At 43.2% G+C, this 24685-nt stretch carries 20 protein-coding genes; 1 reads left to right on the plus strand and 19 read right to left on the minus strand.

Annotated features, from left to right (window positions below):
- Nucleotides 1-41: 41 nt before the first annotated feature.
- From ACSLUF_RS14070 to ACSLUF_RS14140, 15 genes are all read right to left on the minus strand, one after another.
- On the minus strand, nt 42-1268 hold the full coding sequence (locus ACSLUF_RS14070; protein ID WP_435623398.1) for an ABC transporter substrate-binding protein: 1227 nt from the start codon (nt 1266-1268) through the stop codon (nt 42-44).
- 12 nt (nt 1269-1280) lie between these two features.
- Nucleotides 1281-3098 carry an AMP-dependent synthetase/ligase gene (locus ACSLUF_RS14075; protein WP_435623399.1) on the minus strand — a complete coding sequence of 606 codons (1818 nt, stop codon included), beginning with the start codon at nt 3096-3098 and terminating at the stop codon, nt 1281-1283.
- 4 nt (nt 3099-3102) lie between these two features.
- Nucleotides 3103-3879: an ABC transporter ATP-binding protein gene (locus tag ACSLUF_RS14080; protein WP_435623400.1), complete on the minus strand. Its 777-nt coding sequence runs from the start codon at nt 3877-3879 to the stop codon at nt 3103-3105.
- A complete protein-coding gene (locus ACSLUF_RS14085) occupies nt 3876-4643 on the minus strand; it encodes an ABC transporter ATP-binding protein (protein ID WP_435623401.1) in 768 nt (255 codons plus the stop codon). Before ACSLUF_RS14085 ends, ACSLUF_RS14080 begins: the two co-directional genes overlap by 4 nt.
- Entirely contained in the window at nt 4640-5512 is an 873-nt protein-coding gene (locus ACSLUF_RS14090) for a branched-chain amino acid ABC transporter permease (RefSeq protein ID WP_435623402.1), read from the minus strand. Before ACSLUF_RS14090 ends, ACSLUF_RS14085 begins: the two co-directional genes overlap by 4 nt.
- Nucleotide 5513: 1 nt before the next feature.
- Nucleotides 5514-6560: a branched-chain amino acid ABC transporter permease gene (locus tag ACSLUF_RS14095; RefSeq protein ID WP_435623403.1), complete on the minus strand. Its 1047-nt coding sequence runs from the start codon at nt 6558-6560 to the stop codon at nt 5514-5516.
- Nucleotides 6561-6660: 100 nt separating this feature from the next.
- Entirely contained in the window at nt 6661-7674 is a 1014-nt protein-coding gene (locus ACSLUF_RS14100; RefSeq protein WP_435623404.1) for a DUF1214 domain-containing protein, read from the minus strand.
- Nucleotides 7671-8963 (minus strand): hypothetical protein, encoded by a 1293-nt coding sequence (locus ACSLUF_RS14105; protein ID WP_435623405.1) that lies wholly within the window; start codon nt 8961-8963, stop codon nt 7671-7673. Before ACSLUF_RS14105 ends, ACSLUF_RS14100 begins: the two co-directional genes overlap by 4 nt.
- Nucleotides 8964-8967: 4 nt before the next feature.
- Nucleotides 8968-9930: an NAD-dependent epimerase/dehydratase family protein gene (locus tag ACSLUF_RS14110; RefSeq protein WP_435623406.1), complete on the minus strand. Its 963-nt coding sequence runs from the start codon at nt 9928-9930 to the stop codon at nt 8968-8970.
- Nucleotides 9931-9958: 28 nt separating this feature from the next.
- Nucleotides 9959-11803 carry a DUF885 domain-containing protein gene (locus tag ACSLUF_RS14115; RefSeq protein WP_435623407.1) on the minus strand — a complete coding sequence of 615 codons (1845 nt, stop codon included), beginning with the start codon at nt 11801-11803 and terminating at the stop codon, nt 9959-9961.
- 78 nt (nt 11804-11881) lie between these two features.
- A complete protein-coding gene (locus tag ACSLUF_RS14120) occupies nt 11882-13651 on the minus strand; it encodes a YHS domain-containing (seleno)protein (protein ID WP_435623408.1) in 1770 nt (589 codons plus the stop codon).
- Between the two features lie 800 nt (nt 13652-14451).
- Nucleotides 14452-14976 carry a hypothetical protein gene (locus ACSLUF_RS14125; RefSeq protein ID WP_435623409.1) on the minus strand — a complete coding sequence of 175 codons (525 nt, stop codon included), beginning with the start codon at nt 14974-14976 and terminating at the stop codon, nt 14452-14454.
- Nucleotides 14977-15123: 147 nt separating this feature from the next.
- Nucleotides 15124-15858, minus strand: coding sequence for a LytR/AlgR family response regulator transcription factor (locus ACSLUF_RS14130; protein ID WP_435623410.1), 735 nt, complete (start codon nt 15856-15858; stop codon nt 15124-15126).
- A gap of 2 nt (nt 15859-15860) precedes the next feature.
- Nucleotides 15861-17735: a histidine kinase dimerization/phosphoacceptor domain -containing protein gene (locus tag ACSLUF_RS14135; RefSeq protein ID WP_435623411.1), complete on the minus strand. Its 1875-nt coding sequence runs from the start codon at nt 17733-17735 to the stop codon at nt 15861-15863.
- Between the two features lie 2 nt (nt 17736-17737).
- Nucleotides 17738-19678: a tetratricopeptide repeat-containing sensor histidine kinase gene (locus tag ACSLUF_RS14140; protein ID WP_435623412.1), complete on the minus strand. Its 1941-nt coding sequence runs from the start codon at nt 19676-19678 to the stop codon at nt 17738-17740.
- A gap of 195 nt (nt 19679-19873) precedes the next feature.
- On the opposite strand from ACSLUF_RS14140, the gene ACSLUF_RS14145 reads away from it, so the two are divergent.
- The gene (locus ACSLUF_RS14145; RefSeq protein ID WP_435623413.1) at nt 19874-19978 is read left to right on the plus strand and encodes a LuxR C-terminal-related transcriptional regulator; all 105 of its coding nucleotides are present in this window, start codon (nt 19874-19876) and stop codon (nt 19976-19978) included.
- A gap of 236 nt (nt 19979-20214) precedes the next feature.
- On the opposite strand, the gene ACSLUF_RS14150 is transcribed toward ACSLUF_RS14145, so the two are convergent.
- The 4 genes from ACSLUF_RS14150 to ACSLUF_RS14165 form a co-directional block, all read right to left on the minus strand.
- Nucleotides 20215-20988 carry a zinc-dependent peptidase gene (locus tag ACSLUF_RS14150; RefSeq protein WP_435623414.1) on the minus strand — a complete coding sequence of 258 codons (774 nt, stop codon included), beginning with the start codon at nt 20986-20988 and terminating at the stop codon, nt 20215-20217.
- Nucleotides 20989-21003: 15 nt separating this feature from the next.
- Entirely contained in the window at nt 21004-21216 is a 213-nt protein-coding gene (locus tag ACSLUF_RS14155) for a heavy-metal-associated domain-containing protein (protein WP_435623415.1), read from the minus strand.
- Nucleotides 21217-21236: 20 nt separating this feature from the next.
- Nucleotides 21237-23495 (minus strand): heavy metal translocating P-type ATPase, encoded by a 2259-nt coding sequence (locus tag ACSLUF_RS14160; RefSeq protein ID WP_435623416.1) that lies wholly within the window; start codon nt 23493-23495, stop codon nt 21237-21239.
- Between the two features lie 291 nt (nt 23496-23786).
- Nucleotides 23787-24206, minus strand: coding sequence for a DUF305 domain-containing protein (locus tag ACSLUF_RS14165; RefSeq protein WP_435623417.1), 420 nt, complete (start codon nt 24204-24206; stop codon nt 23787-23789).
- Nucleotides 24207-24685 lie beyond the last annotated feature (479 nt).

Here is a 24685-nt window from a genome sequence, read left to right on the forward strand (position 1 = left end):
TTCCTGTAGGGTTTGAAACCCTTCTAGGTTTGTAAGCAACATCATTCCTCTGCGAGCTTTTCAATGGCATAGTCAAGGTTCAGCTCAGACATTTTGAGCGCTGAGATTTGCTCGGCCTGGCCATTTTCACTACACTTAAACATGGCTGCCCCCCTGGTACCCTGTCTCTCCCCTTCACCGAAACTAATCCCAAAACCAAGCCCACTAAAATCCCTGATATTTTCCATGGCTTGAATGAATTTTTCACGAGTGAGGTCGGGCCCGGAATCCTGAAGTGCTTTGGCGACAGGTTCTGCAAAGTAATAGCCGGATGCCACAAATGTGGTCCATGGCAAATCCGGATATTTATCCTTCAATGCAGCCTGGTATCCTTCCATGTCAACATCTGCTTCGTAATTGAAAAAACCACTGAACTGAACACCGGCCCAGCGGCCTTCGGTGATTTTGTGCATCAACTCGGTATCGCTCAATGTGGAATTGGTAATCCATTGTGGAGCATACCCCAAAACAGCGGCTGTGCCGGTGATTATTGCACCCTGACGAGGAAGGACCTGCATAATGACTACCTCAGCCCCGGAATCTTTTAATTTGGCGACATGGGACCCCAGGTCCTGATCGGTCACTTCAGTTGATACTTCTTCAACCAATTCCAGGTCGTATTTTTCCATCGCAATCTTCACACCGACCAATCCACTTTTGCCAAAATCATCATTTTGATAGATCATCGCAATTTTATCTTTGCCAAGACTGTTGACGATATGGTCTACTTGTACAAAAGCTTCGTCAAAATAAAGCGAGTACGTACTGAAGAGGTTATTTTGAGGGGGATATGCCCAATGTGTCGCTCCGCTGGCAGGTGACACCCAGGGGACTTCGTTTCGTGCAATGTAGTCCTTCACTGCCATGCAGGGGGCAGTCCCCACACCTCCCACAAAGGCGAACACCTTGTCCTTCTCGACCATCTCACGAACGGCAGCTACGGTTTTTGACGGCTGAAAGCCATCGTCCTTGATCACCACATTGATCTTCCTGCCGTGGATACCACCCTTTTCATTGATGTAATGAAAATAGGCATCAACCCCCCGTGGTACGTTCCCCCATAGGGCTGCCGGGCCTGTAAGCGGCCCCCAGGTGCCAATGGTAATGGTGCTGTCAGTCACGCCAACCTCAGGGGTTTGTGAAGATGACTCGGAACTTCCCCTGCCACGTCCGCAGGACGTTATGGTGACGAAGATTACTATAGCAATCAAATGGTTTAGGTTCTTCATAGTATTTATAATTTAGTGATACATGGATTCTATAAGTTGTTTATAGTTATTGGCAATAGCGTTTCTTTTCACTTTCATCGTAGGTGTCACATCTCCATCCTCCTGATAGAGTCGCCTGGGCAGGATGGCAAACTTCCTGACTGATTCTACCCTCGACAGGCCTTTGTTAACCGTATCCACCTCCTTATGGATAAGTTCATTGATTTGGGCATTTTCCGCCAAATCTGCATAAGTCTGGTAGACCACCTTATTGTCCCGGGCATATTTGCTGATGTGCTCCTCATCCAGCACAATCAGGGCAGCCACAAACTTCCTCTTTTCACCAATGACGATGGCATCATTGATATAGGCGCTACATTTCAGTTTGTTTTCGACGTACTGGGGCGCAATGTTTTTCCCCCCTGCAGTGATGATGATATCTTTCTTTCTATCTGTGATGATGATATGGTTGGTTTCATCCATTTCTCCGATATCCCCGGTGTACAGCCATCCATCTTTGATGGTATTTCGGGTGGCTTCTTCATTCTTAAAGTACCCTTTAAACACACATGGCCCCTTTACCAGAATTTCGCCCTCGTCGCTAAGCTTGACCTCTACCCCCGGGATTGGCAGCCCGACCGTCCCGAACCGCAGTGTTCTATACCGTGTGCTGGAGGTAATTGCACAAGACTCTGTTTGTCCGTAACCCTCGATAATGTTCAGCCCAATCGCGTTGAAAAACAACAGGATATCCGGGGCTATGGGAGCCGCCCCCGAAAAGGCATAACGCATCCGCTCCATGCCCAAATGTTTGCGTATCTGCCAATAAACGGTTTTTTCAAAAACCCATCCCTGCAATTTGTCCATTGGGGTGACATTGTTTCCTGCAATTAAGTGCTGAATAACCTTTTGTCCATGATTGATCGCATATCGCGCGAACCATCTTTTGACCCAGGTAGCCTTATCTATGGCCAGGTTAATTTTGGCGTGGTACTTTTCCCAAATCCTGGGCACGGCATATCCAATAGTAGGGGAAATTTCCCTAAGGTCTTCAGCAACCGTCTGAGGGCCTTCTATAACGTTGACCACATAGCCGGATTGAATGTGTGCCAGTACACTGAACATACGTTCGAAAATATGACAGAGCGGCAAAAAGGAGAGTATTTCATCTTTCGGGCCAACTTCCGTCTCTTTCTGGATGCCGGAGATGGCTCTCGCCGACCATGTCAGGTTTTTGTGTGTCAGCATGACCCCCTTGGGAGGGCCAGTGGTGCCTGATGTATAGATCAGAATGGCTGTTTCGTCCTCTTTTAATCCGCCACGTATCTTTTCTCCCTTTTCGACAATTTTCGGTGAGGCTTTTTCCCCTGTTTTCATGAGCTTCTTCAGCGATATGACCCTATCATCATTGAAATCATCAAGCCCTTTCCAGTCCCATACAATGACTTTTTTCACCTGTGGCGAGGTGTCTTTAAACTGGAGCCATTTGTCGAGCTGCTCCTCGTTTTCCAAAAAAAGGCAACTACACCCGGCATGGTTAACCACGTATTGGCATTGCGCAGCGGCATTGGTAGTGTAGATGCCTACAGTAATGGCCCCCGCGAGCTGTGTGCCTATGTCGATGTATAACCACTCGGGGCAATTTTCTCCTATCACGCCGACAAAATCACCCTTTTCTATACCAAGACTTAATAGCCCGTTTGCCACTGTCAGGGCAGCATCCTTGTATTCATGCCAGGTCACATCCTTCCACAAGCCAAAGGACTTATAACGAATGGCGATGGTATCTCCAAATTTTCCTGCATTATTCAGGAATAGTCCTGGGATGGTATTTAGGTTCAATTCGCTCATGGCCTTAGTTCCATCTCCTTTTTCTTTTATACCGCTGTGTAGCACGCACAGATTCTTCCGCTTTTATACCCAGGTAAAATTCCTGTACATCTTCATCTCTTTTTAACTGCTCCACGGTTCCGGAAGCGACAAACCTGCCGTTTTCCAGGATGTATCCATAATCGGCAATCGCCAACGCTTTATTGGCGTTTTGCTCCACCAGCAAGACCGTAAGGCCGTCTTTGGCTATCTGATGAATGATGTCAAACAATTGGTCTACCAATAAGGGTGATAAGCCTAGTGAAGGTTCGTCCAAAAACAACAATTGGGGGCGATTCATGAGTGCCCTGCTAATGGCCAGCATTTGCTGTTCGCCACCGGATAGTGTACCGGCCATCTGCTTTTGACGCTCTTTTAAAACCGGAAAATACCTATACACTTTTTCTATGGTCTCCTTTGCCGAGGCTGAATTGTGCATATAGCCGCCAGCCATCAGGTTTTCCAAAACACTGAGTTCCTGAAAGACCTCCCTACCTTCCGGGACATAGCCAATCCCCATTTTCACTATGTCCACGGTTTCTTTGCCCGTGATGTCCCTTCCCTGAAAGAGGATGGACCCCTTTTCGGGTTGGTCGTCCAGCAGCCCTATGACTGTCCGAAGTATGGTGGTCTTGCCCGCTCCATTATTTCCCAGTACCGCAGTGACGGAGCCGCTCTCAATGGATAGTGAGATTCCCTTCAGTGCCAGTATCCTGTCATAATAGGTTTCAATGTTCTTTATGTTTAGCATCGGTTGTTTCATCCTAAATATGCTTTTACTACCTCGGGGTGTTTGATCACGGCTTCCGGTTTACCTGTGACAATAGACCTACCAAAATTGAGGGCCATGATACGGTCAGAAATAGAGGTGACCAACCCCATGTTGTGCTCAATGACCAGGATAGTGATATCAAACAAGCGCCTGATGTCATTGATCCAAAAGACCAGTTCATCTTTTTCTTCCAGGTTCAAACCGGCCGCAGGCTCATCGAGCAATAACACAGAGGGTTCGGCGGCCAGTGCCCGGCCCAACTCCACAATTTTCTGCTGGCCGTACGGGAGCTGCGAGGTGTACCTGTTTCTTACCGATTGCAAATCCAGTAAGTCAATAATCTGTTCCACTTTTTCCCTATGTTTAATTTCGTCTTTGGCTGCCGGGCCCTTTTCCCAGAGCATTGTAGGCAAGTTCCAAAAATTGGTTTTCATGTACAGGTGCCGGCCCAACATAAGGTTTTCCATGGTGGTCATCTTGCTAAATAGCTCCAAGTTTTGAAAGGTCCTGCTCAGGCCCTTTCTGGCGATTACATGTGGCTTAGCCCCGGTGATTTCTTCACCATTCAACCAAACCGAACCCTGACTGACTTTGTACAGCCCGCTGATAGAATTGAACAAGGTGGACTTTCCGGCACCATTCGGTCCAATGATCGAGAAGATCTCGCCCTTTTTCACCTCCATGGAAATGTCATCAGTGGCTATCAGACCACCGAACCTCTTGGTCACTCCTTTCAATGCTAGTGCTATGCTCATACTTTTCGGGTGTGGTGAGTCCCAAATAATCCGGACGGTTTGAAATAAAGGACAATGACGATGATCAGGAATGCCACAATAGATTTAAACTCAGTAGAGACATAAAATCCAAAAAGGCTCTCCACTATCCCAAGAATAAATGCCCCGCACACAACTCCGGCCAGGCTGTTGAACCCGCCGAGTACTGCCGCAGCAAAACCTTTGAGCAAGGGCTCTATCATCATGTTGGGGTCCAGAGTGGTGATAGGTGCCATCAATATCCCGGCGACCGCTCCTATTACTGAACTGATACCAAAGGTAATGGCCACAATTCGCCTAGTAGGGATACCATTGATCTTAGCCGCAGTTTCGTTCTGCTGGGTCGCTTTGATGGCCAATCCGAGTTTGGTAAACCGCAGCAGGATGTAAACTGAAATCATGAGGAGGATTGCCACCAGGATTGTGGCCAGATTCAATTGTGAAATGATCAGGCCCGCAAATTCAACCGTTTCGGTTTGAGACATCGGGATTTTCAAAACACGCTGTTCTGATCCCCATTTCCATCCTGCCAGCCCATACAAAAAGACCTGAAAGCCCAAAGTGATAATCAAAAGGTTCAACACGTTGGGGTCTTTGGCCCTTCTGATGATGGCCAGGTGTAAAAAGAGTCCCAAAAGAAAAGCAAACAGCAGCGAACCACCAAAAGCCACCCAAAAGGGGAGCTGATAGGTGGCCAGCATCACAAAAGCTACGTAAGTGGAGAACATCGCCATCTCTCCCTGAGCAAAGTTGGCCACTTCGGAGGATTTATAGGTGAGGCTCATGGCCAGTGCGACCAGTGCATAAATACTACCAGCAACGATTCCCGTCATGATGAGTTGTCCTATCATATCAAAATGGCCAGGTTTTAAAATAGATTTTGATTCTCATCCAAATCCCGAAAAGGCCAAGCGGTTCAAAGAGGATGATTAGGATTACGGTCAACCCCATGAATACAAAATTGATATTGGGCAATCCACTGATGGACATATAATGGACACTGACCCACTCGAAAAAAGGCCCAATCAGGGGAACTTCCTGGATTTTTTCTCCTTGGAGGTTCAAAAGTGTAATGGCTGTGGCTCCCAGTACGGATCCCGTGATTGTGCCCAATCCGCCTACTACGACCATGGACAACAGGAGGATGGAAAGGACGGGGGTAAAGTTTCCCGGGCTGATAAAACCCAGCACATAGGCCCAGATGCCACCACCTATTCCGGCATAGAAGGCACTGAAGGCAAAGCTCATGGTCTTGTACCGAACCACATTTACCCCCAGGGAAGCAGCAGCAATATCACTATCCCTGATGGCAGAAAAAGCCCTTCCGATCCGGCTCTTAATCAGTAGTCGGGCAAAAACCCCCAATACCAGGGCAATACCTAATGTCAGGTAATACAAATGTGAGTTGGTAGTCAACTTCATTCCCCAAACCTCCAACTGAGGGGGCATGATGCCCATATGTCCACCAAAAAATGACAGTCGTCCGATGACGATGGTCACAGCCAACCCAAAACCCAGCGTGGCCACGGCGAGATAGGGCCCTTCCAGCCTGAGTGAGGGTATCCCCAGTATAAACCCAAAAATGGCTGCTACAAACCCCGCCAGAATCAGAGAAGGCAAAAAAGGCAGCCATCCCTCATCCAAGATCACGGTCATATATGCCCCAATGGCCACAAAACCTCCATGTCCCAATGATATCTGACCTGTATTGCCAACGAGCACATTCAACCCCAGTATTATAATGATATTCACCAAAACCAGATTGGCAATAAAAACCTGGTATTCTGCAAGGACAAAAGGAATCAGGCCAAAAAGTAATAACCCTAAAAGGGACCATCCTTTTACCGGTCTATCCTTTAAAAGGGTGATGTCTTCAAAATATGAGGTTCGTTTGTCCAAGGTTTAAAGGTTAAAGGTTATTCAATATAATCTAAAATTTAGAATAGCACATCGCTGGGTATTGGATAAAAAGATAAAAATGATAAGTGCCATTGATGTTTCACTTTTTGTTTACAATAACTGTCATATCGGCATCTTTGATTGGTACATAGGCCCGTAGTATCGCATAAAATGCTTTCCCTGTAGGAATACCATTTAACCCTTTACCCGAGGGACTAAGCGTGATCGTGTATGTTCCATCATCGTTTTGTCTGGAAGAATAGCTTGTTCGGTCATAAACGATTTTTTCATTGGGAATAAGTAGTCTATTATCGACCCCATATAACGTAATCGACATATAGCCTTTTTTATGGACGATATTAGGGGGTATGGTCAATTCGTAGGTGTCCTTTCCTGTAAATGGCTGACCTTTATCATCAGTTGCTATGACACTGTATTTAACCGCCTGCGCAGGTACGCCATGACGTGCTCTTTTTACAACTGCTGCTAAAGTGATTGGGTCTAATTCTCCTGATTTTTGGGGGTAAATAGCTTTTATGAAAGGAATTGATGCATCAATAAGGGAATTTCCCCATTTTATTGTTTTTTTTGAAAACTCCTTCGCCTCATAATTTATTTCTCCTTTCCCACCCTCTATTACAATGGACTTCCTCAGTTCTTCTACTTTGGCCATGTTATTGGCTACTACCATTCGAGTTATGATAAGCCCTTGGTCTGTTTCCAATTCCACGACATGAAACTCACCTTTGGGCATTTTCTGACCGGGTCGGATTAATAGAATGGGGTTCTCTGGATTAACAAAAACCCCTGGTATATTGTGTTTCATGTCATACTTAGGAACATTGATAGTAGCCGGAGCGTCAGATATACTAAACCAACTAGAGCCATAATCTAAACTTGCCTGAACGTTTTTTGTTTTTGTTTCAGCGTTCGACAAGCCAGAGAATAAAAGCGTGCCTAATTCATTATTTTCCAACCATGCGTACATTAATCTGAACTGTTCCAGCTTTGGATAATCCTTGATGTATTCAAGCACATTGTCTTGTGCAAATGCCGAATTGATGCTCAAGGCAACTATTCCAATTGCCAAATAGTGTTTTAGCTTAAATTTCATTTGCAGTTATTTAATGTGTTGTCAATTGCTATATGCCCCACCTCATTGATCCGTGCCTTTAGGCCTGCCTGGTTGAGAACTTCAGCTGCTTTATGGTTAAAACCAGCTTCGTTTAGTTCATTGATGATCTTTTCCACCAATTGCCATAGTTCAAGGGGTGATATAGACGGGTCAACATTGCCATAATAACCGTCATCATCACGGGGGCACAACCGATAATTAGCCCTTAGTTCATCATTGAGGGCGTAAAATTCATCCATGAAAAACTTGTCTTTACGGATGATGCCGAGCAAATGCATCAGCTGTGAGGTCTGCATGTCGCCATCATGATTGGCATACCATGTAACCACGCCAAATGGGCACAGTGTGTCAATGCTGAAAGCAAACTCCTTTTCAATAAGGTGGCCGTCCTCCTTCTGGTATACATGGTAGTAGCACTCCGAAGATGCCGCCCAATTACCGCCTATCAGGACCAACCCGCCTTCTTTGGTTTTAGTTGAAAACCATTGAAGTGCGTTTTGGAAAAAAGCATCATCAAAATAATAAAGCACATTGAAGCAACGGATACAATCCACTGGTTCCATTTCCACTTGGCCGATACCTCCCCGCAAGAAGGTCAGCTTATCGGTTTCATAGGTTTTAATAGGGTCGATTTCCAATCGAGGGTAACCATTGGGCGATGTATGTGGTTGAGCGAGCAGTTGGTCCAGGAGTTTTTTAAAACGGTCTTTTGTCGCCTTTGTATCTGATAGCAGTTCGTTCCAGTTCTCAACAGACGGGATGGACGGTTGGAAGTATATTACATTTTTCTCTGCGTCTAAGGTGGCATAATTTTCCTGTTCATCGTATACCAAGTAAACAGGTAATGATGGGTCTGCTGCTATAATTTTCCAGTCAGAAAGAAGCTTGCTGGAGTCCAGGGTAGTATATGGTGGAAATCCGCAGCCTATGTCCAGCATTGACTTGCTTCCCGCTGTATTTCCTATTCTGTTTTGTATATACTCATCGATGACTTTATGACGACCTGGCACGGTTATGGGGGGCACCCGGCCTTCCCATGCCCCTGGCAGTATGCGAGCCAGCAGTGCACCCAATACTTCACCCATCATGACGGATGCATCTAGCGCTGGAAAGTCGGCCTGATTCATAAAGCTGAACATGCGCCGCATCATGGCGAATACATCGGGCCTGTCCATGGGCAATTGTAGCAATTGCTCCGTAAATGCCGCGGAAAGTCTTCCATTGAAAAAGTCGTTGTTGAGCTCCTTTACAAATTGTTGTACATCCATCGTTTTATTTGTGTGTGCTTTTCACTGCTTTGTTGCTAAATTCCGTTAGAGGAACTATCGCTGAATTGAACTCAATTCCCAAATCCCTTTTAGCCGCATCATTTTTATAAACGATCTTTGCGTTTCCTTTTGGTTTCTCGCCATTGAGCAAGGCGGAGATATCGGACACCTTCCAGCTTTCGCTACTGAGCAAGTAATTTTTCCCGTGCAGACCTTTTTTAACAGCCGCACGATAAACGCCTTCTGCTACGTCCTTCACATCCACAAGTGCAAACTCAGCATCTGTCTCATAGATCATTTGGATAAAAGGATTGGGGGCTATCCTGTTCTTAAATAAGAATTGTAGTCCTGAAGAAGTCGAATCCTCCCTTTTGGATAATGCCTTGCCCATCACCCCAACAGGTGAAACACTGGTGATTTCAAAATCTATAGCTGGATGCTCCTTAATATACTTTTCCACTGTCTGGTTTGCGATGAACTTGGCTTGTGCATAGGGATGGCTTTCCTCGCTGATAAAGGGGGTGTGTTCTTCGTCAATCGTATCGTCAGGCCCTAGGCCATCCGGAGGCAAAGGAAAATTGGTATTGTAGGCTCCCACCGAAGCGACAAAGACAACCTTTTCAATACCCGACGCGGTATTAAGAACTTCCAGGAAATTTTTAGTCCCCTCTATGGTGGGGTCAAGCAGTTCAGTTTTTGGGTTCTGCACCTCTAACTGAAAAGGAGTGCCTCCGTGAACAAGGATATTGCAGCCACTCGCAAACTCCTCTAATTGCTCTTTGTTCTCAACCTTTAGCTGGACAATCTCCAAATTTTCAGTATTGTTTAACGATTTCAAATGGTGGTATTTCTCCGTTTTTGAAATGTCAGTGACTGAAGCCTTAACCTTAAATCCTTCATCTAAAAATTTCTTTGTAGTATGGCTTCCAATGAAGCCTGAACTACCAATAATTCCGACTGTTTTCATAGTCCTAGTTGTTTTTGTTTAGCTCTATTTATCGATCCAGTTGTCCTGCTATCCAATCTTCCACATTGCTTTCCAGCACACCTAGTGGCACAACACCACTACCAAGTACCACATCGTGGAAATTTCGGATATCAAAATCATTGCCTAATTTTTCTTTGGCCTGTTTTTTTAACTCCAGGATTTTCAATTCCCCAATCTTATAGGCCAATGCTTGCCCCGGCCAGGCGATGTAACGATCTACTTCCACCGTAATGTCGTGCTCGGCAATACTGGAGTTGGCTTTGAAATACTCAATCGCTTCCTCCCTGGACCAGCCCAAAGCATGGATCCCTGTATCCACTACCAAGCGGATGGCACGCCAAATTTCTTCAGTTAATCTACCGTAGCGTTGATAGGGGTCAGTGTACAACCCGAGTTCCTCACCCAGACTCTCAGCATAAAGTCCCCAGCCTTCGGCAAAGGCGGTGAATTGAAACGTGACTTTTTTAAACTCAGGATCGTTTTCCAGTTCCTGGGCAATGGTAATTTGGAAATGATGGCCGGGCACTGCTTCATGTAGGCTGAGCGCTTCCATTCCCCACTTAGGGCGGCTCTTTAAATCGTAAGTGTTAGCATAGAAATAACCTGCCCTTCCCCCTTCCCTGGACCCTGGCATGTAATAGGCTGAAGGAGCACTTTTTGCTCGATAGGCAGGAGTCTCATTTACGCCATAAGGCAGTACTGGCATAATGCCGAACAACTTGGGCAACTCAGGATCTATACGTTTACAGATGTCACGATACGCTTTGAGCAATTCCTCTGGATCGATGAAATAAAACTGTGGGTCTTCCTTTAAGAAGGTATTGAAAGCTTGGATGTCTCCCTTAAACTTTAATTCTTCGATAATTTGCTCCATTTCTCCAAGAATCCGGGCCACCTCCCGTTTCCCAATTTCGTGTATTTCTTTGGCTGTCAGGTCAGTCGTGGTATGGAAACTGATCCGCTCATTGTACCAGGCCTCACCGTTAGGCAGGTCTTTGAGGCCGTACGTCTTTCTAGCCCGGGGCAGGTAGGTATCCTTCATGAAATTGTGAAAGGTCAATAGTGCCGGGTTCACTTCCTTACTGATAATATTTCCAATCTCTCCCTGAAACGAACGTCCTCCTTCCAAGTCAATACTTTCTGGCAGGATGGCTATAGGCTGATAAAAAACACTCTCCTCCGGATTGTCCGTTATCAAACTTACCAATTGGGCAGGCACTTGCACCACCGAAGTGTATGGCATAGAGATGCCCTCATCCAGACCTTTCTGTAACAATGCCTGCATATCAGCAAGTACTTTGGCAATGCCTTCCATTCTGGATTTGAAGTTCTGCAAATCCTTTTCCTTTCTAATGGGCATGGACTGCATCGTCATGGCGATGTAATGATTGTAATTCTGGATCTGATCCACAATGAGGTAGTGATTAGGAAACTGGCTGGTGTAATAGCTGTAAGCGACACTGCGATTGTACACCTGATAGTTGGTGGCGTTTTCGGGTGACAGGTCAGCTACATCAAACCAATCTTTGGTCTCATAAAGTCGCTTTAGGATTTGCTTCCGTTTATCAAACCCTTCGGGTGAAACATCCATCCAAAGATGGTCATAAGTATGATTGCCCATTAAGGTACCCATAGGAGGCAGTTGTTTGAGCTCATTGTCGGCGTACAGTTCAAAGAGCGCCTGTAAGCGCTCCGTTTCGGTGCTGAAGTTTTCCTTTTTACTGATGTAATCAAGTTGTTCTTCTATTGAGGCATTTTTCGGTGGTGATTTTGCATCCGGTTTTGGTTGAGAACAGGCCAATATCAGACTTGCCAGCGAAAACATGATGTACTTTGGTGTTGATTTTTTCATATTCATATCTTTTCTAAACCGTGCGAACTTTGCTTTTATTTTCTATTTATTGATAGCTGATCTATGGATTCTCAGCGGTCATTCTAAAATAATTTTTGGATGATGCATACTGATGCAATGCAATCCGCCCCCTCCCAGATTCACCGGTAGGGCATCTATCATCACTACCTTTCTTTCGGGAAATACCTCTCCCAATATTGCTTTTGCTTTTTCATCTTGTAACCTTATGCTTTCCGGCATACCATCCCGCCAGTATTTTTGCCCGACAATGACCTTGTTTGAAATGATAAAATTGAGGTAACTGGCCGGAGCAACCACGGTTATGGAGTTTCCCTTGGGGAAAGGGCTTCCATCCTGGTAATTCAATGTTTTTATGTAATCATATACATAATCTCCAGGATTCATTGTGGTAAGAATCGTGGATGGTAATGGTAGTCTTTTGATGGTAAATAAGTTTCCATCCTGATCCCGACTGCCTGAGAGTATTTCGAAGTTCTTCTCCAAACGGTGATGATTCTCTCTGGCAAGAGGATCTGATAGTTCAGTACTATCAACAGCTGCTAAAAGAATAGTAGAATCGTTGACAAAACGGGCGAATTCATCGACATGCCCATTGGTAGTTACCACAGTATAAGCGTTACCTTTTTCAGCTGTATTCAGCGGGCCCAGAAAGGTATGGGTGTCTTCTACCAGCCCCTCTTCAAGCCAGATTACATTCTTAATGCCGAGCATCCTTTCGTATTCCGCTTCCATTTCGGCTCTGGACATAGTCGGATTTCGTCCTGATTCCACTTTTTCCGTGACCATCAGTGTTCCCTTGCCGTTCACTTCCCTGTTTCCCCCTTCGCTTATCATTGGGCTTGAGATAAGTGGAATACCCAATATTTTGGCTACCTTCTCATCATACTTTTCTTCTATTTTGGTGGCAGCATCCAGGGTATCTGCATATCCCCAGGAATTAAAATTAAAGTCGGCTACGGCATGACCACCGCCTTCAGTTTCCACGAAAATGGGTCCCATGTCCCTCACCCAAATTTCAATGGATGGGATCACCTCAAAAAACAGGTTGGTCAAATTGGGATAAATATCTGTAAGGGTATTTTTTGCCTCATCCCGAATGGCGTCATCAGCACAACTGATAATGATTTTGGTGTCCTTTACTAGCGCATCTATTATGGCCAAGGTTACTTCTTCTACCGATTCCCCATTTTTGTGGTCGTAAGTCGGCCAGATGAGCCTGATGGCTTCCACATCTTCAAATTCGGCCATTTGGCGAAGTACTGTTATCTTCTCGTCCTCTTTTCTTGGATGTATGGTCTCCCAGGTCCGGTCTGCTTTGCGAAGAAACTTGAGTTCGTTTTCTTCCCATCTTTCCTTCGCTCGGAAGTCGGGCGAATCGTGAAAAAGGTAGAGTTTATCATCAATAATCTTAAATGAAGTAGGTGTACTGGGATATTTTCCCGGTTTGTTAAACCCCACGCCTTTACCTGTTTCCATTCCTAAGCCAAACGCGCAATACCCACCAAATTGCGGCAGGTATTTTTCAGGGTTGCTGATGAAAAGAGACCTACTCTGTTCACTATCAAAGTGGTAGGCAACACCTTCATATTCATAAGAATTGGAATCGTCACCTTCAATGGCCTTTCCTTTGGTGAAGTACGAGGTAACATCATATCCGTCTACTCCCAAACCATTCTTACCTAAGTAGTAATAACTGGAATCGGAGAGGAAATAGGGGGTGCTCTTTTCACTTCCCGTACTTGATTTCTCCTTGTTATCGTTAGGAGAACCACAAGTGGTGAAAAGTATTAGAAATAGTGCATACGGTATTTTTTTTATATACTTCATAGCCTATTATTTCGAGGGCATTTTGGAAGTACAGGCCCTCCAAACTTCCAGAAAATAATCAAAACAAAGCCAGCCGGTAAGGATTATAATAGCTCCTATCAAGACCTGAACCCAGTACCTTTTTAGATTTTGCATTGCAATGCTTTTTTTATTGTCTTTCCTTTCATATCCAATTCACCGATAAATAAGGGTAGAGCCCAACTTGCCCTGCTCATGAGTACTAAAACTTCCATCCGGGAACCAGCTTCCAAAGACATCAATAAATGCTCAATAAACCTGAAAGTGACGAAAGCGAAGATGATAATATAGCTTCTGACCATCCCCTTCCGATGTACTACATTCCTGTGCTTGATGGTTAGAAATCCCATGATAGCTGATTATACCCCTGAGAAAAAAGGTCAAACAATCCAATTGCATAAGACAAGCCAACCCTCGAAGTGATGGCCGAAACCTTAACAGGCAGCCGCCAGCCAAAAAATAAAGATACATTGAACCCGTGTCCAATTCTCCCATGCGTTGCAAAACGGCGATTGCTAAAATCAGGTACTATCTGAAAGTAATGCATCAGTTTCGTAACAATACCGAAATCGAAATATGGAAATAGCCGAACTGCCCTTCGAAAGGTATAGATACAATAAAATTCTTCGATCTCTATTGGTCTAGGAGACGTTCTGTCAACTGCAGGGTGAATCCTCGAGAATTTAACGGGAACGCCCAATACCCCAATGGAATACTTAACTATGTCATGATTTGTGTCCTTTTCTGTTTTGCTGATTGCCACGGGATAGCTTATCCATACATTATTTACCGGGAGGCGTAATGGTAAAGCCTTGACTTCTCATAACATCCCCGGTATCATAGAAATAGTACACCCCCATAATCTCGTTTCCGTTTTCGGTAAGTACAGCCGTGTGGTAGCGCACCCTGCTCTCTTTCCCCGTTTTCTTGTTCGTAACGGTGTTTATTCCCCAGCATAATACCCACTCCCCTTCATTCCAGTTATTGGTCACCTTCACAGGTAGATAGAGTTCATCGGTAATCTTGTAAGTGTAGGTTTGCATACTTTCTTTTAGAAACTGTTTATGCTGTGCAACGTTTAACGAATCGTTGCCAGCACCTAGACCATAAACCATCGCCTTAGGTGCAAGGTTCTTTTGGAGTTTGGACAAGTCCATATCCTTCCAGCCCTGAACGTAATATTGAGCCATTTGTAGAGCAGCATTGGCATTGGGAAAATCCAAGGTTACTTCGTCTTGTGCCTGGGCAACAGTGACCGAACAGAAAAGGGCAATTGCCGATAGAACGACTGTTTTTAGGGTTTTCATAATAGTGGTTTTGATTTATGAATGATTCGTAATATTCTTTGCTGCAACAACATAGAAATAGAATTGAACAAAACCAAGGAAGTTTGTACTAAGGGATTGTTTCGCTGTACGAAGCAGGTGTTTTATTTATCGGGAGAGAAAAGTTCCTCACAGGGTACGAAGACGTTTTAACAACTCGGCCTTTGCCTCCTTGCTAATTGGTATGATTTTTCCAGCAACTGATACATGGGTATTGCCCACTTCGTCAATTTGTGAAACATTGATGATATATGATCGGTGCACACGCATAAAATGGTGCAGCGGTAGTTTATCTTCAAGGGATTTTAGCGTGCCGACCAGCAGGTACTGCTTATCACCGGTGAATAGCTTGCTGTAATTTCTGTCGGCTTCCAAATACCTAATATCCTTTATGGCCACTGCCATCAGCTTATCCCGTTTTCTTACGAATACCCTATCGTTTAGCACAAATTGGTGTTGAGCACCACCACTGGTCGACTTGGGCTCGTTGGAAATGGTCTCCACGGTGAGTTCTATGGCCCTTTGTAGGTCAATATTTTTGTAGGGTTTTGAGATAAAAGCACGAGGCTTGGTCGCTTTGGCCCTTTCAAAGTGAACCCTATCCGCGTTAGAGGTAAGATAAATGATGGGCACATCAAATTCGGCCCGTACAAGCCGGGCGGTTTCTATCCCGTCCAATTTCCCCTTTAGCTGAATATCCAATAATAAAATGTCCGGTTGTGTGTTTCTAATACAGGACAGTACATCCTCACCCTTAGGTAATAGACCGCAGACTTCAAAACCCATTTCAGTGAGTTGCATCGATATATTGGCCCCTATGACCATCTCGTCCTCAACAATCAGTATTTTAACGGGATGTTCCATTGTCAAGCTGCAGTATCCAATTTAAACGTGAATGATATTTGGGTACCTCCCTTGATCTGTTCTTTCATTTTTCCATTTAGTTGAATGGTAAGCAGTTGCACAAGTTGCGAGCCAAAACCGGTACCTGTTGGTTGTTCGGTACTTTTCCCAATCCCGCTATCGCTTACATTAAGCAACAATGTGTCTTGCTCTTTCTTGAGGTTGATGAATACCATGCCATCTTTTTTGTTGGGGAAAGCATATTTGATGGCATTGGTCAATAGTTCATTTACGATGAGCCCCAAGGGAATTGCGGTGTCAATATCCAGTTCCAGTTCGTCCATAATGCACTCTATTTTTATCCTTTCCTCCGCGTTGAAACTATCCAGTATCCCCTCACTAAGGTTGATAAAATAGTCTTTCATCTCTATACTTCCAAGATTATCCCCTTGGTATAGCTTCTGGTGGATGATACCCATGGACTGTACCCGGTTTTGACTGGCCAACATGGCATCCCGGGTCTTTGAATCTTCTAAATGGGCCGATTGGAGCGAGATGAGGCTTTTTACCATTTCCAGGTTGTTCTTGACCCTGTGGTGGATTTCTTTGAGCAAGAGTTCATTTTGTTGGTTCTTCTTGTCCAGTTGCTGGTTTAGCTCTTGAAGCGCTTTATTTTTCTCTTGGCGCTTTTTATAGAAAAGAAGCAATACCCCAAGTAAAAGGAGCAGCACTGCACAGATAATGATGATGTATAGATTGCTTCTGCTTTGGTTGGCCAGTTGTTGCTCTTTTTTCTCGGTTTCATATTTTACCTGCATTTCCTGCAAGGCTTTTTCCTGCCCTTCGGTAAAAAGGCTATCGACATAAATCGATTTAATTTTCATGTACTTGTAAGCACTGTCATATTGACCCAGATTTTCATAAGAAACGGCAATATATCCAGGAACCTCGGCCAGAAAATACAGTTCATTCCTCTTTTTTACGGTTTCCAGCACCTTCATGCCAAGACTGATGCATTCTTGGTACTTGCCCGAGTTGAAAAAATTTAATGCCATTCCATTTTCGGTCACCATCAATTGTCGCTCCATATAGAGAGGTATCCTTTCCTTGGCTTTTCTGAAATAGAACTCCGAACTATCATGATTTTTCGCATTGCTGTGAAAAAATGCCAAATCCCTAAAGGTCATTCCTATCACGACCGTATTCTTTGATTTTTTGGCCATATCCAAGGTTTTGTTAAAACAACGGTATGCATTTTCGAGATCACCAAGTGTTCGATAGGCGTGTCCGGCAAAGCTCCATGCCATGGCAGCATTGACATAGTCTTTCGTCTGTTCAAATCTCTCACCTGCAAGCATTCCCTCTACTGAGCCTTCTCTCCATTTATTGGTAAAGTGGAAAATGGTGGCAGAGAGCAGATGGCCCTCTGCAATCCCCTGGGTGTCTTTCAGTTCTTCCATTTGGCGAAGCCCCTTCAATGTTAAGTCCAACGCCTTTTCATAGTTAGTAGTTGTAAAATGCCAATAAGCCTCTTGATATAGTACCATGGCTTTACCCCAATCATCATCAAGCTGCTCATAGGCATCCGATGCGATTATAGACCACTTTCTGATTGAATCGGACTTTCTATCCCTATTGTACAGTTTGCTGATTTCAATGGCCAAATGAGCAGAGTTTAGAAGGTCTTTCTCTTTGCGAGTTTGGTAATATTTGTGCCTCAAGATAGCGATGGCACTATCCAAATCTTTCCACTTTAGAGCCTCAATTTGATTTAGGAAATCATGTTTTGCTTGTGCGCTCACGGAATAGGTTCCCATATAAGATACCAAAACCACAACTAGAGCAAACCTCATGGCATTTTTTACCAAACCGATTATTATTTTGATGTTATGGTTCATTCTTAGGCGGCCGTTTCTAGTTTGAATGTAAAAGATATATGGGTGCCATCCTTAACCTCTTCTTCCATTTTTCCATTCAGTTGGGCAGTGAGCAGTTGTACAAGTTGGGAACCAAAACCGGTCCCGGTTGTCGGATCGGTACGTTTTCCTATGCCATTGTCGTTTACATCAAGGCGCAGTGAGTCATTATCTTTCGAAAGGCTTACCTGTACCACTCCTTCAAAGTTCTTGGGAAAAGCATATTTTATGGCGTTGGTCAAAAGTTCGTTTACAATAAGTCCCAAAGGAACTGCCGTGTCAATATCCAGTTCCAGTTTGTCCATAACGCACTCTATTTTTATCCTTTCCTCCGCGTTGAAACTATCCAGTATCCCCTCACTAAGGTTGATAAAATAGTCTTTCATCTCTATACTTCCAAGACTATCCCCTTGGTATAGCTTCTGGTGGATGATACCCATGGACTGTACCCGGTTTTGACTGGCCAACATGGCATCCCGGGTCTTTGAATCTTCCAAATGGGCTGATTGGAGCGAGATGAGGCTTTTTACCATTTCCAAGTTGTTCTTTACACGATGGTGAATTTCCTTCAGGAGCAGTTCGTTCTGGGCATTCTTTTTGCCCAAAGCTTCATGTAGCTCCCGAAGTTCTTTGTTACTTTTTTTACGTTTGTTGTAGTTATGGTACAATCCCGTTAAGATTATAAGCAAAAGCCCTGATAGAATACCGAAAAGCATTTTTGCTTTTTGTTGACCGGCAATTGTAGTTTTTTGTAATTCAATGATTCCATCCTTTTGGGCTGATTCATATTTGCTCTCAAAATCGGTAACCAAACGCTCCTTTTCAATATCAAAGATGGTATCTTTAAATTTTTGATATTCCTTAAAAGCGTTTATGGCATTTTTGTAGTCCTGTTTTGCGAGATATATTTCTGAAAGAACATCGTAGGTTTTCATCTTTCTTTCTTTGTTGCCCACGGCCTCCAAAATGGAAAGACTTTTGTGTGCATAAACAAGTGCACTATCATACTTTTCCCAATCCAAGTATAGTTTTGCCAAACGTTGATACGTATGGGTCAATCCGTTTTTGTTTCCCATATCTTCCTTTATAGCCAGGGATTTGTGATAATAATCCAATGATACGGGATACTCTTTCTTCCCCAGATGGGCCTCGGCCATGTTGTTGTAATCAATAGCTATCCCGTATCTATCATTTAACTTTTCATCAATTGCCAAGGCCTTTCCCGAATAGTACAATGCTGAATCATATGAACCTTGATTTTCATAGGCGGTGCCGATATTGCTATAGTTGATGGCCATACCGGATTGATCGTCATTTTTTTTGTCTATTTCAAGTGAGCGGAAAAAGTAGGTAAGGGCTTTCTCAAGTTCTCCTTTTTGTCGGTAAACTTGCCCAATATTCGCATAAGCTGATGTTAAATTGATTCCTCCAAGGGAGTCCTTAATTTTAAGGGATTTAAACAAGTGTTCGAGAGCCTTATCGAAATCCCCTTTCCTTCTGTAGGTAACACCCAAATTATTATACACACCCGAAAGTTCTAGTTGGTTATTTATTGACTTAAAATGGTCAATGGCTTTTTTGTTTAAGTTAATGGCGGTTTCAAACCTACTGGCTCGCATATGGGTGTTCGCTAAATTTTTCAAGGATTTTCCCAATAGTAAATCATCATCCACATGTTTGGCCAGATTTAATGCTGCCGTACCATAAAAAAGGGAAGAATCAAAATCGGTGGTGGAGGTACTGTAGCATAAATCTTCCAATACTTCTATTCTTTCTTCGATACTTAAAGCCGATAATGTTGCCATGATACTGTCCACAGCTTTATCCTGTTGGGAGGTTGATATTTTCAAGCACATCAATGAAAGTAGGACACAAAGTATACGCACGTTGTTCGGTCGTATTTTTAAAGGAAATTTTGATTTCATTAGGTTGGTTTCCAATTAGAAATACTTGGTAAGGAATTCAATTTACCATTATATGGCTGAAAATACAATTTCTAAAAAACAGAATAACAGAATATTTTTGCCGAAACGAAAAAAGTCAAATTGACCCCAGGGTAAAATAGTTGCACACTTATTGTAGAGGGGAAAAGCTATAAAATTGTAGCAGATTCGCTTTATGTGAGTATTGATACGGTACGAAGCCATATCAAAAATATATATAGGCAACTGGAAATCAATAGCAAGGCCGAACTTATACGAAAATCATACAATGGGGAACTGTAGAAACAGGACCTTCTTGCCTCTCACTTTTTTGTTGAAATCCATAAAGCCCTAATATGAGTTGTTTTTTCGATATGAAATCAATACCAAGAGCGTTAATTTTCTTATTAACCTATGTAAGGTAAAGTCTTTTTTGTGCCTTGTTATGGACTTCACATGGAATGGGATATTGCCGGTAATTATCAACTAGCTAATTTCTTTGCTATTGACCTGATATTTTTTTTCTTCCAGAACCATTCTCACTTTTTTGGTTCCTGCTTAAAACACCTCACCAACATTTTATAAAGTTCCAGATGTTTTCTTTTGAGTAAATCGGGGCGTTCAAAAAAATACTCCGCGGCTACGGCGAAAAATTCCGCTTCATTCGTTCCTCCATAGTTTCTTATATCGGATTTATTAAAATTGATGGCTTCCATTTCCTTATGGATCAGTTTTAACCATGGAATTGTGTATTGGTGCTCCATCAACCGTTCTGGGATTCCATCCGTGAAATCATCGAGTTTATCAATGAGATGTACAAATTCGTGAATGCCCGTATTATTTTTATCGCTTTGGTTCTTGAAGCCATGATATAATGCTTTCTTGGATAATATCATTTGCTTTTCAAAACGTCCGTTTCCAACAATTCCGCCAATAATACGTGACTTATCTTTACTGCTAAATTGCAAATCCTCATTGAAATTGTCTGGATATAAAAGTATTCCGCTTAAATTGGTATAGTGCCATTCTGGAAAGCCAAAAACGGGTATCACAGCACTTGCGGCAATCAAAATCTTGTCGAGCTCTTGCAATTCCAATTGTACGCCATCAATATAGACTTCACTCAAAAATTGCATCATTCGCTGTTGAAATAACACTTGCCTTTGCTTTGAAAGATTTCGATAGTATAGCACGTTATCCAACAACAGCCCGTGCCAATGCTCTGGAAAAGGCTGCACCTTTCGCCGTTGTGCTTTTTTGTAAAAGTGAACAATCAAAAGAAGAATGACACTTAAGGGGATAACGTAAGCCATATCAAATTGAGGGTATTACGCTACAGACTCTGCCTTAAACCCCACTTTTTGTAAGGTAGCTTTCACCGCTTCTTCCGAAGCACCGTCACTTTTAATGGTCAAGATCTTATCAGGATTAGTGGTATCCACTTCCCAATTTTCAACGCCTTCTTGTTGGTTTAAAAATGGGGTTACTTTAGTGACACAACCACCGCAATTGATATTCGTTTTGAATTTTAACGTTTTCATAGTTTCTGAATTTATAATTGTTATAGTTTTATTTGTTTTAACCGTAGGCTATTGGCAACAACCGAAACGCTACTGAAGGCCATTGCAGCCCCTGCTATCATTGGGTCCAACAGAAACCCATTGATCGGATATAGGAGGCCTGCCGCTATCGGGATGCCTATAATATTATAGATAAATGCCCAAAACAGATTTTGACGGATGCCCAAAACAGTTCTCTTTGACAATTGTAACGCTTTGGGAATAGATTGTAAATCTGAGGTTATCAAGGTCATTTTGGCAACGTCCATCGCAATATCCGACCCTTTGCCCATGGCGATGCTTACATCGGCTTGCGCCAAGGCGTGGGAATCGTTGATACCGTCGCCCACCATAGCCACTATTTTTCCATCTGCCTGTAATTTTTCTACAAAAGCAGCTTTATCCGAAGGCAATACTTCCCCTTGGTAGTTGGATATCCCTACTTGTTGGGCTACCGCTGAAGCGGTTTTGTTGTTGTCCCCCGTGAGCATATAGACCTCCATTCCCTTATCCTGTAGTGTGGCAATCGCTTTTTTGGATGTTTTCTTGATCTTATCCGCGATAGCAAGGATTACCAATACTTGCGCATCATCGCCAAAGAATATGACCGTTTTTGCCTCGTCTTCGAGCTTTTCGGATGCTTCTTTTAATGCAGCATCGATTTGAATGTCATTCTGAACCATTAATTTATGGTTACCCACAAAATACTGCTTCCCATTTTCCAATTCGGCTCTAACGCCCATTCCCGTGATACTTTCAAAAGAGGCAATTTCAGTGGGTTGAACATTTTGTTCCTTAAAATGGTTGACCACGGCCTCCGCCAATGGATGTTCGGACTGTGTTTCTATTGCCAAAAGAATCTGTTCGTATTTCATTGTGTCCTTATTATTCTCAGCCCAATGAATATCGGTTACCAAGGGTTTACCTTCGGTAATCGTACCAGTTTTGTCAAGGATTACTGCATTGACTTTATGGCCAAGCTCTAGACTTTCAGCATCTTTAATGAGAATATTGTTTTCCGCACCTTTTCCTATTCCTACCATGATTGCAGTTGGTGTCGCCAATCCTAATGCACAAGGGCAGGCAATGACCAATACAGCTACAGAGGTCAATAAAGCTTGTGAGAATGCATTATCGCCCCCGACGAACATCCAAACGATAAAGGTGATAATCGATATGGCCAATACGATGGGAACAAATATTCCAGCGATCTTATCCACCAATTTTTGTACGGGGGCTTTGCTGCCCTGCGCTTCCTGTACCATTTTTATGATTTGGGAAAGCAGGGTTTCCCCGCCTACTTTTTCTGCCTTGAATTGAAAACTTCCTTTTTGATTGACGGTACCGGCAAACACCTTCTCTTCTTTGGATTTTTGCACTGGAACAGGTTCTCCCGTAATCATACTTTCATCTACATAAGAGTTCCCTTTTGAAACTTCACCATCAACAGGAATTTTCTCACCAGGCCGCACCAGAATGGTTTGCCCCACTTGGACTTCAGAAATAGGAATTTCCTTTTCTTCTCCACCTTCAATAATCTTTAACGTTTTGGGCTGTAACCCCATCAATTTTTTAATGGCTGAAGAAGTGTTTGATTTTGCCTTTTCCTCCAATAATTTTCCAAGGGAAATAAAGGTAATGATAACGGTTGCCGCTTCGTAATAAACGTGGGGTTCAATACCTCGGCTCAGCCAAAATTCGGGAAAAAGGGTATTGAAAACACTGAAAAGAAAGGCAATTCCTGTACTCAATGCCACCAACGTGTCCATATTGGCCTTTCCGTATTTGGCCTGTTTAAGGGCATTGATAAAAAAACTGCGTCCAAACCAAAATAAAACAGGAACGGTTAATACCAACGAGATCCATTTGCCAGGTTCCCATTCCATAAAGAACATCCCAAGAACGAAAATGGGCAGCGTTAAAATAGCCGACCAGATGGTACGTTTTTTTATATCCTCGTAATGTTGCCGCTGAAGTTCCTGTTGGGCTTCGGCGGGGTCTTGGGCATCCATAATGATGTCATAACCCACTTCGCGTAAAGCGTTTTGAAGTTTTTCTTCAGGAATGTTTTCATCATAATCCACTAGTACAGAATTGCTGGCAAAATTTACAGTGGCCTTATTGACGCCATCAGTATGGGAAAGAATCGACTCCACACTACTGGCACAGGCGGCACAGGTCATACCCGTAACTGGAAAGGATTTTTTGATTCCTGTTTTTTGTTCTTTGTCCTTGTTGTCGAATATATTAGTCGTTTCCATCCTACGTTCCATTTTCTGATAGACAAATTTCAGAATAGAACACGACAAAGCTGTTACGTTATTCGCTGAAAGAGTTGTAGAATTCCCTGAAAAAACGACCTGCTGTTCCTCATCAAGTACTTCTTCTCAACCGGAGATTGATTTATTGAATTCGGCAACAACTTTTAAATCAGGTTCGACCTTATCTTTTTTTGAAGTATTATCCATGACAAGTTAAGAATATCTAGAGGTAAGTTGACCGGTATTTTGAACTTGGATACAAGCGAAATCTTAGGTGCAATGAGCTGCCCTTCATTTAGTAAGATGCTCTGTTTCCTTGGTAAGGGATCCTTCAAACTTGGGAATAGGCCGTTTTTCTTTCTCCTTTTCTGTTTCCACTACTCCATTTTCCTTGATATCGTTTATCAACCACTGCATTTCCATTATTTCCTTACGCTGCGCCTTGATAATTTCATCAGCAAGTTTCCTGACCCTGACATCATTTATTTTAGCCCGTTCACTGGTCAAAATGGCGATGAAATGGTGGGGAATCATTCCTTCCATATAGTAAACACCCGAAACCGCAACCTGACTTCTGACAAGCCATATTCTACCTACAATCAACAAGACGCCTACGGCAAAAATTATGATGTTTTTGCTTCGGTCCTTATACATTTGCAGCATGTACAGTAACATAATAATGACCATCGACCCGCCCATAATCAAAGTCATAAAGAATCTGGTTTCACTAAACCAGAAATGATCAATGATTTGATAGGAATGTGCGTACATTAAAAAAACATGGCAACCATTGAAGTGCCGATCATTGCGAAGAAACTTAAATATCTATTAGGTTTTTTTCCGTTGTTGTCCATTCTGTATATCTATGTTTAATTATTATAATCAATTTCATTCTCGTTTAGCTATCCCACAGGTTCACAGACAGCCATAAACTGTCGTTTCGGTTGTGTCCGACTCAATTTATGCATCGTATTGCGTGCAAACCAGTGCTATTTCAAAGTTTTTGTAAAAAATTTGTAATTCGCTATTAAATTGTGATTCCACCATAGCTCACGCAATTTTCACATCTTCCAATACAAAGGTTAGTGCCGGCAAATACATAAGTGTGACTTCAACATGTTCTCGAGTCACTTTCTTTTGTGCCCTCGAATTCATTAAATATTTCAAGGAAATTAAGAGTTGTGTAAAAA

The organism is Flagellimonas sp. (assembly GCF_965601775.1).
Taxonomy (GTDB): Bacteria; Bacteroidota; Bacteroidia; order Flavobacteriales; family Flavobacteriaceae; genus Flagellimonas.